Genomic DNA, 16,328 nt, shown 5'->3' with positions numbered 1-16,328 from the left:
CTTTCACACGGAGGATTAAAATATCCAGCGGGAAGGAGATTGCAACCCGCCGGACATAAATCTGCCGAAAAATCCATCGATTCTGCAGAAGATTCCATTCTCGAAACCGTTCCGGCACGGCAGGCTTTCACGGAGCCTTCTGATCGACCAGGATCACCTTTTCCGGCTCCGCCGGCCGCCGCAGATGGTGGTGCAGCGGCGTAAAGCCTCCATGCGACCAGATCGTCACCGCGACAAAACAGAAGAGCTGAAAGCATCCCCAGACCAGCAGAATCAGCAGAAAAGTTCCAGTCGTGCGCAGAAAGGAAAATCCGTAACGCCGCCCCAGCCAGAAACGGACCAGCGCCCAGACAATCCCCAGCATGACGAGATTGAACAGCCCCATGCCGAGCGCCTGATGATCCTGCACCAGAAATCGCATGAACGCATTCTCCTGAACTCCGAACAGCCAGTTGAACAGCCCGATCACCTCCAGCGGAATATAGGCGAGCAGCAACAGAAACCAGAGTGCGAATCCATGCGCATACGGCAGCCCCAGTTCGTACGGCCGCCCGGCGGAAACCGCGGCCGCAAGGATAATCACCACCGCCAGTCCGGCAGAGATGAGATCGAAACGCAGCGTGAGCCGTTCGAGCCGCTCCCGGCGGCGGCGGGAGAGCACATAACGTTTTTTCTTCTCCGACATGATCAGCGCCTCCTGCCGTTGTCATTGGTTCCAATCTGTTTGACCAGCAGATAGGTGATGTATCCGACCACCACCATCACCAGCACCAGCGCACTGTAGGCGTGCGGCCACCAGATTCCCTCGGTCATCATCGAGAATTCCGACATTCCGCCCAGGCCGGTGATCACGGTGAGCGGCATGAACACCACGTTGATCACCGCGAGATACTTCATGATGACGGCGAGGTTGTTGCTGACCACCGAAACCCGCGCATCCGACATGCCGGTCAGAATTCCGGCATAGATTCCGGCGAGGTTGTCGCACTGTTTGTTTTCGACGGTGATGTCGTCGAGAAAATCCAGCTCCTCCTCGTTGAAGCCGATCTTGTTGGCGTCGTTTTTAAGCTTGAGCAGCAACAGCTGGTTGGCGCTGGTCGCACTCTCGTAGTAGGTAAGGCTTTTCAACAGCGAAAACATGTTGACCAGCGACTTGTTGGTCACCGCGAACTCGATCTTGTTCTCGATCTCGTCGGAGATGTTGCGGATGATCCGCAGATGCTGCAGAAAATGGTGGGTGGAGTGATGAAGCAGCCGCAGCAGCACCCCCTGAATCGTATTGCCCCGCAACGGCATTCTGCCGTGTTCAAAGAGCGGCATCGGTTCGGCCTGCAGCACGATGATGCGGTCCTTGAACAGAAACGCGCCGATCGACGACACTTTGAATGCCATCGTGCGGTCCACCTGAAAGTTGCGCGGGCGCTTGAGAATCACCGCGATGTGGTTGTGTTCATACTCCACACGGGAGATCTCATCCTCATCCAGCGCGGAAACGAGCGTGTGCTCGTCAATGCCGCACTGTTCGACCAGATAACGCTTCTCCTCCTCGGTCGGCGCGCTGTACACCTGAATGATCCCGAGCTGCCCCTCCGGACAGCTCTGGACACGCCCGTCGACCAGATCATAACATCTGAACATGACAAATCCATCCCTGAAAAAATTGCTCACACTTTCCGGATGCGGAAACGCACCGGAACGAATGACGCCGGGATCACCGATTTTCAGAGGCGTGAAGCCGCAGGCGCACTGCGGCGAATGCTTCCCGCCGGGAAGAGGTCAGCAGCGCGGGCCGGACAGAAAAATACCGCCCGACACGGCTTCACGCCATCGGGGTCCAGGGTCCTCACCGACTGTATTTTTCTGTTTCTCTTTCATTTGTTCCCGTGAAGGTTGGTTAAAATTACGGTGGAGAAATATATACCCGTCCAGCCGGCTTGTCAACACCCGGCAGGAAAAATCCCCGGAAAATTGCCGTCCAGCATCGACAATATTCCGGGGACACCATCTCCCGACGGGAAATATGCTCCGTTGTTTTTCAACCCGTCACCGGAGCGTCACCCCCGGTGCGGCCAGAACCGAAACATGAAGCGGGCAGGCCACCTGCCACACTTCGCGCCCGGCCCGCGCCGTTTCGGCAAATTCCGGATTCTCCGCCGGAACCAGCGAGCTGAGAATCACCGGGTCACTGCCGCTGCCGGCCACCCAGAAGGCCGGCAGTGCGGCAAAAAATCCGGCGACAGCACGCCGCAACCGTGCCCCGTCGCAGTCGACGCCGGTAAGGAAGCAGAGGAATTTCACGCTCCGCCAATCCTCCGACGCCAGCAGTCCGCCGTGGTGCAGCTCCCAGCCGGCAAGGCGGCGCGGCGGCACTCCGGCGGGGAAATATTCCGTTGTTTCCACGCCGCTCTTCTCCAGAAAAAACGTGGCAACCGCCGCCAGAACCGCCTCAGGATCGATGCCGCGCCGGAGCGTCTCCCGGGTTCCGGCGTCGACGGCACGGCACTCCTGCCAGCGACAGAAAATCTCTCTTCCCATATCTTCCTCCTCAATACACCACACAGACCCGGAGCGTGAATGCCCCGCTGGTCACATCGGCATGTTCAAACTGTTCCGCAACGGTCCGGTTGCTCTCCATCAGCACCGCGGCGGCAGTCACCTCGCCGAGACGGCACTCATAGAGCGGGAAAAGCCGTTCCAGCCGGGCCAGGCTCTCCAGCGCGTTTTCCCGCTCAAAATGGCTCCATTCCACCTGAAAGAAAAGCGTCGTCAGCCGCCCGGAATCATCGGTTTCATAGTGCGTGAACCGGGTTCCCCACGGCTTCCCGGCCAGCAACTGTGCGGAATCATTCAGCCGCACCTGCGTATCGACGGCCAGCTTCTCCAGAAGCAGTTCATCGATTGCGCGCTCCAGTGCGCCGAAGTCAAACGCCGGACGCGTCGGCAAAGCGTCGTCGCCGGGCAAATCGGCGGCGACCGGCACACATTGCGCCACCTCGAGTTCCGCCCGGAGTTCCAGCCCGCCCTCGAGCCGGACTCGTCCCCACTGCCGCAAGGAACGGCAGGAGAGCGCCCCGCCCGCCACCACGCGGAACACGATCGAAGAACCGGCCGGAAGCGTCACCGTTTCCTCGCAGAACGGCAGGTCCCCCGCCAGTCGGGAGAGACGCTCCCGCAGTTGGGAGGGAGTTGCCGAACCGGCCTCAAGAGCAAATCGGAACCCGCGAACCGCCGTGTCTTCCAGCGGTTCCGCCGCCGTCAACTGCAACGAACAGTACTCGCGGAAGGGGTCGCCCGGAGCTGTTTCCGGATTCAGCCCGTACCGCTCGCGCAGAAGTTTCGCCAGAGCCGCCCAGACGAGTCCGGGAGCGAGCGCCGCCCAGGCGGAACGGGCGGGGCCGTCAGCGGAATCGTCGCCCTCGCCGGGATATTCCGCCTCGGTGAATGTCGAATTCATCCCGTCGACCCGCAACAGCAGCTCCGCCGCGCCGGAAACCTGCGGGATGCCGTTCTCGCGCACCTCGGTCAGCGCTCCCCCCTCCCCTGCAGAGAGAACGCCGAACCGGATGCAGGAGCCAGCGGTGGTCGTCACCTCGCCGCCGATAAGCGGGAACTCGGCCAGCAGTTTGAGAAAATCACAGCGGAAACGCTCCGTCGCCGTCGACCTTCCGGCCAGCGAAGCACGGAGGCGGAGAATTCCCGGCTCCTGTTCGTCCAACGCCTCCATTCCGGTCACGGCGACGGCGAGACCGCCCGCGGGCGGGATTTTACGAAGCGTCACCTCTTCCGGGCGCGGCCACCGGCTCCGGATCAGTGCAAGCAGAGCGTTTTCCACCGCGGCATGAATCAGCTTCCGCCGCTGTGCCGCCGCGGCCTCCGTTTCCGGATAAGGGACACCGGCCGCTTCACCGACCGCAGTCAGCGTCTCCGGTGCGACATCGGGATGGGTAAGATCCATACAAGCTCCTTTCATTCGGTTGACTCCGTTATCCGGGAAAAAAGTCAACCTCCGGAGCTTTATGGCGAAGCGGGAAGTTCCCGCGCGGGAGGTTCAGTCGCGGCGGAGCAGACAGGCGTAGGCCCCGTCCGTCTCAACCGAAGGAAGAATCTGCCGGGCGGTCACCTTGCGGAATTCGGGGTGCCCGCTCAGGAACCGTTCGATCTGAAGCCCGTTCTCCTCCAGTTCAATGCTGCAGGTGCTGTAGACCAGCTGACCGCCGGGTGCGACCCGGGCGGCGGCGGCATTCAGAATCTCCTCCTGCAAACGGAGAATCCGGGCCAGCTCCCCGGCGCTGAACCGCCAGAGCGCATCGGGACGGCGGCGGAACACCCCGGTGTTCGAGCACGGAACATCGGCCAGCACCAGATCGAACGTGCCGGAAACTTCATGCGGTTCGGCGGTCAGAATGGCGAAATCCAGTCCGCGGCGGCGGAAATTATCCGCCGTCAGCTGCTGTCGCCGTTCCGAACGGTCGGCGGCGACCAGCGTCGCGCCGGGCTCCATCTGTTCGGCCAGCATCAGCGACTTTCCGCCCGGCGCGGCGCACAGATCAAGAATGCGGCGCACGCCGGTGAAATCGGGCAGCGAAGGAGCGAGCGATGCGGCGGGGTCCTGAATATAGATGTTGCCCTCGCGAAGCGCTTCCGACCCGAGCACCCGGCCGGGATCGTCCGAGAAATAGAACCGGAACCTGCCGTATGCCGGCACCCCGGCGGAAGCGAGCTCCCCCGGCACGAACTCCCGCTCCGCCCGGAACGTGAATCCCGCCGGCGTCAGAAACGCCTCCGTCAGCGCCTCGAGTTCATCCGGCCGGAACCGGGCGTTCCAGCGCCGCAGCAACAGCGGCGGCAGCACCTCTCCCGGTTCATCCGAGAGAACCGGCATCGACGCCGGAGCGTTCCGGAGAACCGCATTGACAAAACGGCTCTCCGGATACCGTCCGCTCTCCTTGACAAAATCGACCGCGATATTCGCCGCCGACTGCGGTGCGATTCCGGTCTGGAACCGGAGCTGTGTCAGCGCCACCGCCAGCACCCGCCGGATCGGCGGCCGCGGCGGCCGGCTGGCCAGCCGGGCAATCCAGGTGTCGATAAAACGCTTGCGACGGAAGTACTGAAAGAGCAGACTGCTCACCGTGCGGCGCAGCTCCGGATGCGCGAGGCGGGAGTCGAGCACATCGTCCAGGCTGACTCCCTCCGTTTCAATCGCTGTCAGAGCGTTCACCGCGTCGCTGAGGACAAATCCGGCGGAATGGTGTTTTACTCCACGCATTCATCCCCCAGGTAGTGGCCGGTCTGCATATACCCCATGTAGTCGGCGATCGCCTCCTCCAGGCTGGTCGCCTCGTCGGCGAATCCGAGCGCATGGTATTTGCCCATCTCCGCCCGGGTGTAATACTGGTAGCGGTCCCGGAGCGACTCCGGCATCTCAATGTATTCGATCATCACCGGCCTGCCGAGCGCGGCGAACGAAGCGCGGGCAAGTGCATTCCAGGTCTCCGCCCGGCCGCTGCCGATGTTGAAGAGACCCGCGGCGGAAGAGCTGTTGAAGAGATTCAACACCATGCGGACCGCATCCTTGACGTAGAGAAAATCCCGTTTCTGCTCGCCGTCGGCGTACTCCGGCCGGTAGGACTTGAAGAGCTGAAGCTTCCCGGTGGCAGTGATCTGCTCGAATGCGCGGCAGACCACGCTTCGCATGTTCCCCTTGTGCCGCTCGTTCGGCCCGTAGACGTTGGAGAACTTGCAGCCGGTGATGCTTTTTAAATATCCGCGCCGCTTCGCCCAGAGGTCGAAAAGCTGTTTGGAGTAGCCGTACATGTTCATCGGCCGGAGCTCCTCGATCTTCGACTCGTCATCGACGTAGCCGCGGCTGCCGTCGCCGTAGGTCGCACAGCTCGATGCGTACAGAAAACGGATTCCGGCGCCGATGCAGAACTCCGCCAGTTCGCAGGTGTATTTGAAGTTGTTGTCGATGAGATAGGAGGCATCGCGCTCCGTCGTCGCGGAGCAGGCACCCATGTGAAGCACCCCTTCGATGCGGCAGCCGGCAAATTTCCCCGCCCGGAGCATCTCCCGGAACGTCTCCCGCTCCATGTAGTCGCTGAAACGGAGCGGCGCGAGATTTTTCCACTTGTCGGTCGTGTTGCCGAGGTGATCGACCACCAGAATATCGTCGATTCCGGCCCGGTTCAACCCCCAGACCAGAGAGCTCCCGATCAGGCCGGAGCCGCCGGTGACAATGAACATGTTTCAGAACTCCATCTGTTGGCCCACCGGTCCGGGCGTACGGATTTCGCGGTCAGCGGCGTTTAGAATTGCATTCTGCCCGGCCTGCAGCGGTGCAGTCAGACCGGTCAGATACGCCATGCAGGTAAAGGACGTGTCGAACGTCTTGTCATCGTCATCGCGTTCAAACTCCAGGCCGATCACCAGCTCCCAGCAGTGGAAGTTGCGGCTGATCATGAACCCGTGGTTGTCGATGGCCCCTTCCTGGAGATCGTAGGTGATCCGGTAGGAGCCGAACGTACGCCGGTCCGGCGTCAGCGGAATCCGCATCCCGAAGTTCAGCGTCTCGCTGTAATCGTCAAACGTCTTGTCGAAAAACGAGCCGGCTTCCAGCTGCGTCAGCGTCGACCCCATCGAATAGGCGCTGCGGGTGCTGTAGGGGCGATGATAGTTGTAGGAGAACGTAAAGTTGTAATCTTCCGCCGGAGAGTAGCTCAGCGAAATATTCCAGCGATTGAGCCATTTGAGATTGATTCCCGGGTGTCCGGCCGGCCGGCCGCGGCGCGTCACCTCCGGCGCCTCCTCGTTGTTACCGCCGGCATCGATGGCGAACAGCGTGCTCACCGAGAATCCTTTGAAGGGAGTGGCGGTCAGGATCGTGCAGAATTCGCCCAGATGATTCTGATGATTGTCCGATTTGTTGAAGTGAATATCCAGATAGTTCTCCATCCGGAAATAGTCGCGGATCGAATTCCCGGCCCGGGTCTGCAGGCGGTTGTTCACGCCGAGACGGACGAAGTGCTGTTCATCGATCCGGTCGATGTCATCAAAGTAGTAGAGATGCTCCCGGTCCACCGTCGGCTTGGGAATGAAGGTGTAGTTCACGTAGGGCTGCATCACATGCCGCAGGCCGTCCAGCACCAGCCAGGTGCTTTTGACATTCTGCCAGGTATTGTGAATCTTGGTCGACGCCTCGACACCCAGTTCTCCGGCAAACCGGACTTTGCTGCCCCCGTTGTCATCGTAGTTGACCACCGGAATCGGCCCGGTGCTCTCCGGGTCCGCGGCGCGGAAGAGATTCAGCAACTCATCCTCGCTCACCTTGCGTTTGGAGGTCTTCGAATAGGCGGTCATCCGGAATCCGGCGCGGGGAACGATCGTCAGCCAGTCGAACCGCAACGGATAGTAGAGGAAATTCACGTTGTCGAGCCGGAACGATTCGTAATTCTTCAGTTTGGAACGATCGAGAAAATCTTGTGACACAGGCGGTCCTTCTCTGACAAGCCCGAAGTTGCGGTCAAAGTCGATCCAGTTCATCTTCAGGTAATCCATCGAGAAATCACCCTGATAGTACAAATTGGTGCCGAAAAGCTCCTGCCGCGGTACGGAAAGCTGAAATCCGGGCAACCGCTCCACCGTCGTATAGAAGCTGTTGACCCGCGGCCGGATATAGAATGAGGCGCTGAAATGATCGAACTGCTGCTCCAGCGCCGCATAGGTCGCCGGCTGAGGATCTGCCGCATACCGCCCATCGAAGAAGTCCCGCGTGAAGTAGAGGTCGCTGCTCAGCTCAAACACACCGCGGAAATCCAGTCGCGGAGTGATGTGCGTCACATTGCTGATCCGGAAATCATACCGGGCGGAAGGCACCTTGAGCCGGTAGAGATAGTAGTTATCATTGGCGTAGACATCGCGGTCGTAGATACTGTAGGCGAAAATTTCCGTCCGCGACTCCTCCGTGGCGATCACCGAAGTCGCCCCGTAACCGAATCCACGTTCGGTGTAATAGTCCGCCATCAGCTTGACCGACGCGTACGGATATTCCGACAACACGAAGTTTTTGTACGCGAGAAGATAGTATCCCCATGACCCGGTCTTGCCCGCCTGCACACCAAACAGCCCCGGCGATTCGTCCTTCGGCTTGTAGAAGACCGGCATCCAGAGCACCGGCACACCGTACACCCGGGCAAAACCGTTGAAGATCAGGATCGTATGATCGCCGATATCTTTTTCGATGTTGTCCAGCCCGTAGAACTCGGTGGCATGCGGCGTGAGTTTGGCCTCGGTACAGCTGATCGAATAATGGGCATTGTCGTTTTCCAGGTATTCGCAGGCGCTCACCTCGGCATTTTTCACCACGATGACGCCGTCCGGCTTGCGCTCGCCGGTCTCCGCCCGGCAGACAAAGCTTTTGAATTTCAACCGCGCCTTTTCAAACAGGAAATAGCCGGTCTCCAGATTGCCGACCAGCCGCTCGGCGCGCATGTTGTCGCTGATGCCGGAGGCTTTGACGGAGATCGATTTCTCGCCCCACACATTGCCGGTGATCCCGCTGATGGAGACCAGAATGTTCGGGGCATTTTCCAGCCGCGCCAGTTTGGCGGCGTCCACACTGCCGGCGGCATTGACCCAGCGAAAAAAGCGAATGTTTCCGGTGGCCTCGATGTCTTTGCTTTCCACATTGATCACCGCCTGATCGGCAAAGATTTCGAAGTCGCCGAAAGGAACGTAGACGTTCCCCTTGACCACGATGTTCTGGCCGACAATGTTCCAGTTGTCCGCCTTGATCCGCTTGAGCGAACTGAATTTCAGCCTGGAGGTCGGCAGCTCCGCCGCCTGCACCGCAGAACAGAGCAGAGCCGCCACCGCCAGGGCGATCAGGTATTTCCCTTTTTTCGACAGCAAGTTAAGATACTCCTGTATTAGGGGTTAATGGCCAACCCCGTACTGTGCGTTGATTTCCGCCTCCGTCGCTACCGAATAATGCCCGCAGCAGTTCAGCGTGCCGGCGATTGCAGGCGACAGAGAGGCAAGTTCTGAAACCGGCACCAGCGGCATATCCGGGCAGTTCGGCAGAATCACCGTCTTGCCGGGGAACTTCGCGTCGATCACCGCCTGCAGACCGTGTTTGAGCTCCTTCATTCCGCCGATGGCGGCGAGCGCGGTCACCGGGTTGAGTTTCCCCTGCTCCGCCAGCGTCAGCGTATGGCGGAGGTGTTCGGTGCGGCTGCCGCTCGAACCGATGTAGCGCTGGCCGCGGTTGACGATGCCGTCGATCGAAAGCACCCCCTCCTTGCCCGCCGGAATCCCGGCGAAAATATTCATCAACCCGTCCTTGCCGAGATACCCGGCGGCGTGGCAGAGCACCGGCACCGCCGGCACGAGCATGACGATGTCATCAAATCCCTCCGGTGCAAAATCCCGGAGCACCCGGTCGAACTCCTCCGGCGACAGTTCCGAAGGGTTGACCGCCTTGAATTCGACGCCGCGGCTCTGAATGGCTTCCCCGAGCTGACGCTCGACATTGGCGATCCGCGCGGAATCCATGTCGGAGACGAGAATCCGCTTCGGTCCGTTCGGATTCTCCACCGCCAGCTGGGTGTGCATCTGCCCCATCGCGCCGGCGCCGCCGGGCAGCCAGCAGCAGCCGCCGGGCTTCAATGTACTGCGCACGTTGCGACCGTACGCCGCCGAGAGATCCCTCCCCGGCGCCCCCTGGAAGAAGAATCCCTCGTAGTGAATCCGGCCCACATCGAAACTGCCGGAGACTCCGGTGTAGTCGCCGATGAAACTGATGACCGCGCCGCGGTCCGCGAGCCGGGCGGCGGCTTCCGCCGCAGGACCGGTCAAATTGCAGAGGAAAATGTCGTCGAACTTCTCATCCAGATCGAGCTCTTCGACCATGCGAACCGAGACGCCAAGCTCCCGCTCCAGCGCCTCACCGCAGGCGGCGGAGATGCCGAACCCGGTCACCGCGGCGGGCTTCGCCGCCCGGAGCAGTTCGCCCGCCGCATAGACGGTGTCGTCGCCGGCGGCAATCAGCACCCGTCCGCCGGAGAGCGGAGCGCGGCGGTTTTCAATCATATAGCTGGCCTGAACACAGGTCCACGGCTCCAGCAGCGCGGCGACCGCCGACGGCATCGAATCGGAGATCGGCAACAGATAGCACCCCTCGTCTCCGTTGAGCACCCGCTGATCGAGCACGCTGTACTGCGCCATGCCGCCGTCGATCGCGTATCCGTAGGCGAACCCCTTGCCGTTCACATAGATGTCGGCCTGAATGATGTAGCGCTGCCCCACATGAAACTTCCCGGTCAGCTTCGCACCGACCTTGACGACCGTCATCACCGCCTCGTGCCCGGGAATGATCGGATTTTTGCGGAGATCCTTCGAGATGACCCGGGGATGGGCTTCGCCCGCCCGGATCAGCTTCACGTCGGAGAAACAGAGGCCGATCGCATCGATCCGGACCAGAAGCTCGTCGTCGCGAATCTGCGGCACCGGCAGTTCACACGGCTGGTCGTTGTCGCCGAAATTCTCCATCCCTTCGCCGTAGAGGCGCCAGGCCAGCATCTTCTCCGGAATCGCAAACCCCATTTTTCTGTTCTCCCGTTTTATTTGAGATGGTAACGCTGAATCAAACTGTTTTCCGGTCATGCCGCCGCCACTCGTCGAGGCGGGAACTGATAAATGCAATAATTTCCTGCTGAAGCGCCTGCCCGTTCCCTTCGACTTCGCGGGCGGGGCCGAATTCGAACCACACCTCCCGTTCGGGGCGGACCGGGCCGAGATCCCGGAACCGCTTCCCGTTCCCGAGGAAGTCGGTCTTCAACGCGAACGGCACCACCGGCACGCCGGCGCGCCGGGCGAGCTTGATCCCGATGGAGTTGAACTTCTCCGGATCAAATGTCTCACTGCGCGTAGACTGCGGGAAGATGACGATCGAACGCCCGGAGGCGAGCAGAGCGCTCCCCTCTTCGAGCACCGCCCGCAGATCGTCCCGCGGATTCTCCCGCCCGATCGGAATCGCACCGAGCGACGTCATGATGTTGCGGAAAAACGGCACCTTCATCAGCGACTGCTTGATGACAAAGGTGAAATCGACCAAACCGCGCATGACCGAGTGAAACAGCGCCGTCTCCAGCAGGCTCATATGGTTGCCGATCAGCACCACCGGCCGCCCCTCCAGGGCGCGCAGGTTGTTCAGCCCCCGGATGTGCACTTTGCCGCCGCACCGTTCCACCAGACGGAGGTTCTTGTTGGAGTAGTAGATCTGACGTTCCGCAGTCAGCTTTCCGCGCTTGCCGCACCGGCCGGTCCGGCAGAAAATCAGGAAATTGTTCCAGTAAAAATACCAGCGGCTGCCCAGCAGCGCCCGGAAAAGCAGAGATTTTGAAACATCCGCCGGAGTGTCATAGGAGTCTCCGGAAAAAAGATACCGCCCCTGATCCATACAATTCAATGCCGTGTCGATTCGTTCCACCACTCGTTTCGCGCCTCCCCTTGAAGGCACGGCGAATGATAATATAACACCACTCCGGAATAAATACAACATTCGCGGAAAGATTTCACCCAACGCGTCCTTCCCGCACTGCGGAGTATTGGTTTCACTTCATCAAGAGTCCCTGAACAAACGTGTAGATCTTCGAATCAATGCCGACGCCCTCCTGCTCCTGCCGGGCGAGAAACTCCGGCAGTTCCCGCAACGGCACCCGGAAGCACTCGATCGATTCGGAGTCCTCCGGATGGGCCTCGACCTTCACGCCGCGGAATGCGTCGCCATCCACCTCCATCATGACCATGCTGATCGTCTCGCCGGTCATGCCGGGCGAACTGCAGGCGGGAGGAAAGGAGCAGAGCACCCGGCCGCGGTAACCGGTCTCCTCGTACAGTTCGCGGACCGCGGTCTCCTCCGCGGTTTCGCCGGGGTCGATCAGCCCGGCGGGGAACTCCAGCATCCGCTTCCCGGCCGGCGGGCGGAACTGGCGCACCAGCAGGATTTCGTCATCCGGAACAATCCGGGCGATGATGAACGCGGCCCCCGTGCCGCCCCGGCGTTCGACGCTCTCCCAGTGGCGGATCCGCCCCCGGTCATCCTGAAACTCCAGCTCCTTCAAAACAAGATAACGGCCGGAAGCGAGCACCTTTCCGGACAAAATTTTCTGCTGCATGACACACACTCTCTCCCCTGTATGGGGATATTTTTTCGTTTTTTCTTTAAAGTTAACTTGCAAAATGAATATTTCAAGTTAAAGTAAAAGCAAAATCTATCTGATAATCTCTATTTCCAATCAAATTTATCCCTTTGCGCTTCCGTGTTTTTCTTTCTCCGGACCGCAGACGGGAGAAGAAGTTTACGTATGATTCTTGGGATCACCGGTGCCTTCGGGTGCGGGAAAAGCTCGGTTCTTGCCGTCTTTTCCGCCCGGGGCTGGCGGACGGCCGACGCGGACCGCCTCTGCCATGAACTCTATGCCGGCGGCAGTGAACTCGCCGCAGATCTGGTAAAACGCTGGGGAGCGGTCATTCTGCTCCCCTCCGGCGAAGTGGACCGCCGGAAACTCGCCTCGATCGTCTTTGAGGATCAGGCCGAACTCGATGCACTCACCGCACTGCTGTATCCGCGTCTGGCCGGGCGGCTCGACCTCTTCATCGCCGAATGCCGCCGCGACGGCACCGATGCGGCGATCGAAATTCCGCTGCTCTACGAGGCGGGGTTCGACGAAAAATTCGACGCGGTGGCCGCCGTATGGAGCGCGCCGGAGATCCGCCGGGAACGGCTCCGCCGCAAGCGGAACTTCAGCGAAGAGGAGATCCGGCGCCGGGAATCGCGGCAGCTCGCCGCGGATCTCAAACTGGAACGGGCCGATTACGGGCTGATCAACAACGGTCCGCCCGAAGAGCTGGCCCGCCAAATCAATCTTCTGATCGATCAATTGCATTGTCACAACATATAAGGTAAATGAAAATGGATGAAACCCGCGATCTGATTCCGGACGGCGACGCCGACCGGGAAATCCGTCAAAACGACACCCCGCCCCGCCGCCGTGGACGCCGTCCCGGCGTCAAGAACAAACCGGTGGAGGCGGAATTTGATTTCGCCGCCCCGGCGGCCGCCGGCGGCGAGGAAAAACCGGCACGCCGCCAGAACGAGCGGCAGCAGGCCCCCCGGCGGGGCCGGCCCCGCCGTCAGAACGCGGAGCGGCAGCCGGAGCGGCGCAGCGAGGAGAATGCGGCGGAACCTTCGGCCGAAGAGGTGATGCGCGAACTGCTGATCGAAGAGCTCTCCGAACCGGTGACGTCTCCGGCACCGGAGGCCGCGGCGGCGCCGAAGCCGGAAGGACTTCCGGCGGAAGAGCCGGAGAATGCCGCGCCGCGCCATCATAACGGCGGAAACGGAAACGGCAACGGCGGCAACGGCCCCCGCCGGGACCACATCGTCCCCTCGCTCAACATCTCCGAACTGCAGGAAAAATCGATGCCGGAACTGGCGGTGATGGGGGCCGAACTCGGCATCGAGGGGATCGGCGCGCTGGAGAAGTCGACGCTGATTTTCGAAATTCTCCGCGCCAACGCCGAAAAATCCGGGCAGATGTACGGCTCCGGCTATCTGGAGGTGCTGCCGGACGGATTCGGCTTCCTCCGTTCGCCGAGTTACAGCTATCTGCCCTGCCCCGAAGACATCTATCTGAGCCCGTCGCAGATCAAGCGGTTCGCGCTCAAAACCGGCGATTTCGTCGCCGGGCAGATCCGGACGCCGCGCGAGAAGGAACGCTTCTTCGCCATGCTCAAGGTGGAGAGCATCAACAACGACTCGCCGGAACGCAAGAAGGAGATCATCCCCTTCAACAGTCTGACCCCCTACTTCCCGACCCAGCGGCTGGTGCTGGAGCGGGATCCGGCCGATTTTTCGACCCGGATCGTCGATCTGGTCACGCCGATCGGCAAGGGGCAGCGCGGCCTCATCGTCGCGCCGCCACGGACCGGTAAGACCGTTCTGCTGCAGAAGATCGCCAACAGCATCCGGGCGAACAATCCGGAGGTGAAGCTCATCATCCTGCTGATCGACGAGCGGCCGGAAGAGGTGACCGACATGAAACGCAGCGTCGACGCCGAGGTGGTGAGTTCCACCTTCGACGAGCCGCCGGAGCGCCATGTTCAGGTGGCCGAAATGGTGATCGAGAAGGCCAAGCGCATGGTCGAATACAAACAGGATGTGGTGATCCTGCTCGACAGCATCACCCGCCTCGCCCGCGCCTACAACACGCTTCAGCCCCACAGTGGGAAGATCCTCACCGGCGGCGTTGACGCCACCGCGCTGCACAAGCCCAAGCGGTTCTTCGGCGCGGCGCGCAACATCGAAGGGCACGGCAGCCTGACCATCATCGCCACCGCGCTGATCGAAACCGGCAGCCGGATGGACGACGTGATCTTCGAGGAGTTCAAGGGCACCGGCAACATGGAGCTGCACCTCGACCGCAACGTCTCCGACCGCCGCATCTATCCGGCGATCAACGTCGAGAAGTCCGGCACCCGCAAAGAGGAGCTGCTGCTGCATCCGGATGAGCTCAGCAAGGTCTGGCTCCTGCGCAAAGCGATCAACGGCGTTCCTCCGGCGGAGGCGATGGAGCTGCTGCTCGGCCGCCTGAAGAAGGTCCGGAGCAACATCGAATTTCTGCTGACGCTCAAAGCGGAGAATTGATCCGGCGGAACTCAGGGAAGGTCAGGACAATGAGTGAAATCAAGAAAAAACCCACCGTTTCCACCTATCTGCTGTTTTTCGTGCTGATTCTGGTGATTGCGGCGGCGGCGGTTCTGCTGCTGCCGGTCTACCGCGATTACCAGAAGAAGCAGCAGGAGCTCGCCGCGGTCAAGGAGGAGCTCAACGATAGGAAAGAGGAGAGAACCGAACTCTCCACGGAGGTCACCGCGCTCGGGCGCTCTCCCGAGGCGGTGGAAAAGGTCGCCCGGGAGAAGTTCGGCCTGGTCCGGGAGGGGGAAACGGTCTTCCGTTACGACCCTCCGGCCCGGAGCAATGCCGACGGCGCAAAAGGAAATTAAATAAAATCGTTTTTTTCGGCCGATTGTACTTTGCATTTGCGCCGGATGTTCATATATTATAGACAGAGTGTTGTTTTCTCAATGCGTTCCTGTTCATAAAACTGTTTCCCGGGAGGAAGTTGACGTGAAAAAAAATATGTTCGTGATTCTGGTTGGTGTCGCAGCGCTTCATATTGCGGTGTTCAGCGGCTTGTTTGCCACCGGCGGCTGCACCAATGTCGTGATGGATGAACGCGGGTATGTTCCGGCCCGGTCGGAATCGCTCGCACCGATGGAAGCCGCGCCGATGGCGCCGATGACTCCGGCGGTTACGGAAACTCCGGCCCCGGCCGCGACGCAGAAACCGGCGGCGCCGGTGGAGACCTTCCAGCCGATGACCGGAGTCACCTCCTCCGGCGGCATCGGTTCGAATGCGACGGCCGGCGGCACCTACACGGTCAAGGCCGGCGACACCCTCGGCAAGATCGCCAACGCGCACGGCGTCAGCCTTTCGGCGATGCTGAAGGCGAACAATATGGATCTCAAGAGCGCCCGGCGGCTCCGGATCGGCCAGAAACTGGTGATCCCGACCTCGTCCCGCCCGGTTCGCAAGAACAGCGCCCGCCGGAGCGGCAAAGCGGTCCGAGGCACTGCCGCCGCGACTGCCGCGGTTGCCGCTGACGGCACCTACACGGTCAAGGCCGGCGACACCCTCGGCGGCATCGCCCGGCGGCTCAAGGTGAAGACCGCCGACCTGCAGAAGGCGAACAATCTCTCCGACGCCCAGGTGCGCCGCCTCCAGATCGGTCAGAAGCTGGTGGTGCCGGGCAAGGGCAGTGTGACGGCTTCCGCCCCGGCGGCGACCAAGTCGCAGGCCGCGAACAACGAGCTTGAAGCTCTGCTCAACAATGCGGAATCCGCTCCGGTCGCTCCGGCGACGACTCCGGCTCCGGCGGCGGTGGAAACCCCGGTCCAGGCGCCGGCGGCGACTCCGGCGGCGACTCCGGCTCCGGTCGAAGTCAAGACCGAAGTGGTCAGCGGCAACTCCATGCCGTTTGAAGTCGAGCAGGACGGCATCACCCTTGACGACTTCGCCAAGCAGCACAACACGACCGCGGCGGCGCTCAAGCAGCTCAATGCGGATCTGCCCGCCGACGGCACGCTTAAAAAGGGAACGGTCATCTTCGTTCCGGCGGAATAATCCGGCAGACGGCAGAATGGAAAACGGCGGCTCGAAATCGGGCCGCCGATTTTTTTGCATAAAAAAAGGGAGGCGAACGCCT

14 protein-coding genes are annotated in these 16,328 nt (G+C 61.0%); 4 read left to right on the top strand and 10 right to left on the bottom strand.

Features of this window, described 5'->3' with window-relative positions; all coding sequences use genetic code 11:
* Window positions 1-127 precede the first annotated feature (127 nt).
* The 10 genes from ACMLHG_RS04435 to ACMLHG_RS04390 form a co-directional block, all read right to left on the bottom strand.
* Window positions 128-685, bottom strand: a complete 558-nt coding sequence (locus tag ACMLHG_RS04435; protein ID WP_417169691.1) for a hypothetical protein — start codon at window positions 683-685, stop codon at window positions 128-130.
* Window positions 686-687: 2 nt separating this feature from the next.
* Entirely contained in the window at window positions 688-1,638 is a 951-nt protein-coding gene (locus ACMLHG_RS04430) for a magnesium transporter CorA family protein (RefSeq protein WP_295809434.1), read from the bottom strand.
* Window positions 1,639-2,043: 405 nt separating this feature from the next.
* Complete coding sequence (locus ACMLHG_RS04425; protein WP_417169690.1) at window positions 2,044-2,535, bottom strand: hypothetical protein; 492 nt, start codon at window positions 2,533-2,535, stop codon at window positions 2,044-2,046.
* A 10-nt stretch (window positions 2,536-2,545) separates the two neighbouring features.
* On the bottom strand, window positions 2,546-3,970 hold the full coding sequence (locus ACMLHG_RS04420; protein ID WP_417169689.1) for a hypothetical protein: 1,425 nt from the start codon (window positions 3,968-3,970) through the stop codon (window positions 2,546-2,548).
* A 78-nt stretch (window positions 3,971-4,048) separates the two neighbouring features.
* A complete protein-coding gene (locus tag ACMLHG_RS04415; RefSeq protein WP_294434011.1) occupies window positions 4,049-5,269 on the bottom strand; it encodes an RsmB/NOP family class I SAM-dependent RNA methyltransferase in 1,221 nt (406 codons plus the stop codon).
* Window positions 5,257-6,246, bottom strand: a complete 990-nt coding sequence (gene rfaD / locus ACMLHG_RS04410; RefSeq protein WP_417169688.1) for an ADP-glyceromanno-heptose 6-epimerase — start codon at window positions 6,244-6,246, stop codon at window positions 5,257-5,259. Before rfaD ends, ACMLHG_RS04415 begins: the two co-directional genes overlap by 13 nt.
* Window positions 6,247-6,249: 3 nt before the next feature.
* Entirely contained in the window at window positions 6,250-8,910 is a 2,661-nt protein-coding gene (locus tag ACMLHG_RS04405; protein WP_295809444.1) for a putative LPS assembly protein LptD, read from the bottom strand.
* A gap of 24 nt (window positions 8,911-8,934) precedes the next feature.
* Window positions 8,935-10,602: an alcohol dehydrogenase catalytic domain-containing protein gene (locus tag ACMLHG_RS04400; RefSeq protein ID WP_417169687.1), complete on the bottom strand. Its 1,668-nt coding sequence runs from the start codon at window positions 10,600-10,602 to the stop codon at window positions 8,935-8,937.
* 40 nt (window positions 10,603-10,642) lie between these two features.
* Window positions 10,643-11,491 (bottom strand): lysophospholipid acyltransferase family protein, encoded by an 849-nt coding sequence (locus tag ACMLHG_RS04395; protein WP_294434019.1) that lies wholly within the window; start codon window positions 11,489-11,491, stop codon window positions 10,643-10,645.
* Between the two features lie 121 nt (window positions 11,492-11,612).
* The gene (locus tag ACMLHG_RS04390) at window positions 11,613-12,176 is read right to left on the bottom strand and encodes an NUDIX domain-containing protein (protein WP_294434021.1); all 564 of its coding nucleotides are present in this window, start codon (window positions 12,174-12,176) and stop codon (window positions 11,613-11,615) included.
* 189 nt (window positions 12,177-12,365) lie between these two features.
* Here ACMLHG_RS04390 and coaE point away from each other — a divergent pair, with 189 nt between their 5' ends.
* The 4 genes from coaE (at window position 12,366) to ACMLHG_RS04370 (ending at window position 16,246) form a co-directional block, all read left to right on the top strand.
* Entirely contained in the window at window positions 12,366-12,962 is a 597-nt protein-coding gene (gene coaE, locus ACMLHG_RS04385) for a dephospho-CoA kinase (RefSeq protein WP_417169686.1), read from the top strand.
* Between the two features lie 11 nt (window positions 12,963-12,973).
* Window positions 12,974-14,707, top strand: coding sequence for a transcription termination factor Rho (gene rho, locus ACMLHG_RS04380; RefSeq protein ID WP_417169685.1), 1,734 nt, complete (start codon window positions 12,974-12,976; stop codon window positions 14,705-14,707).
* Between the two features lie 29 nt (window positions 14,708-14,736).
* Window positions 14,737-15,066, top strand: a complete 330-nt coding sequence (locus tag ACMLHG_RS04375) for an FtsB family cell division protein (RefSeq protein ID WP_294434026.1) — start codon at window positions 14,737-14,739, stop codon at window positions 15,064-15,066.
* 124 nt (window positions 15,067-15,190) lie between these two features.
* Window positions 15,191-16,246 carry a LysM peptidoglycan-binding domain-containing protein gene (locus ACMLHG_RS04370; protein ID WP_295809460.1) on the top strand — a complete coding sequence of 352 codons (1,056 nt, stop codon included), beginning with the start codon at window positions 15,191-15,193 and terminating at the stop codon, window positions 16,244-16,246.
* Window positions 16,247-16,328 lie beyond the last annotated feature (82 nt).

Origin of the sequence: Victivallis sp., from assembly GCF_048170485.1 — a bacterium.
Classification (GTDB): domain Bacteria; phylum Verrucomicrobiota; class Lentisphaeria; order Victivallales; family Victivallaceae; genus Victivallis.
This window is presented reverse-complemented; position numbering and strand designations above follow the sequence as displayed.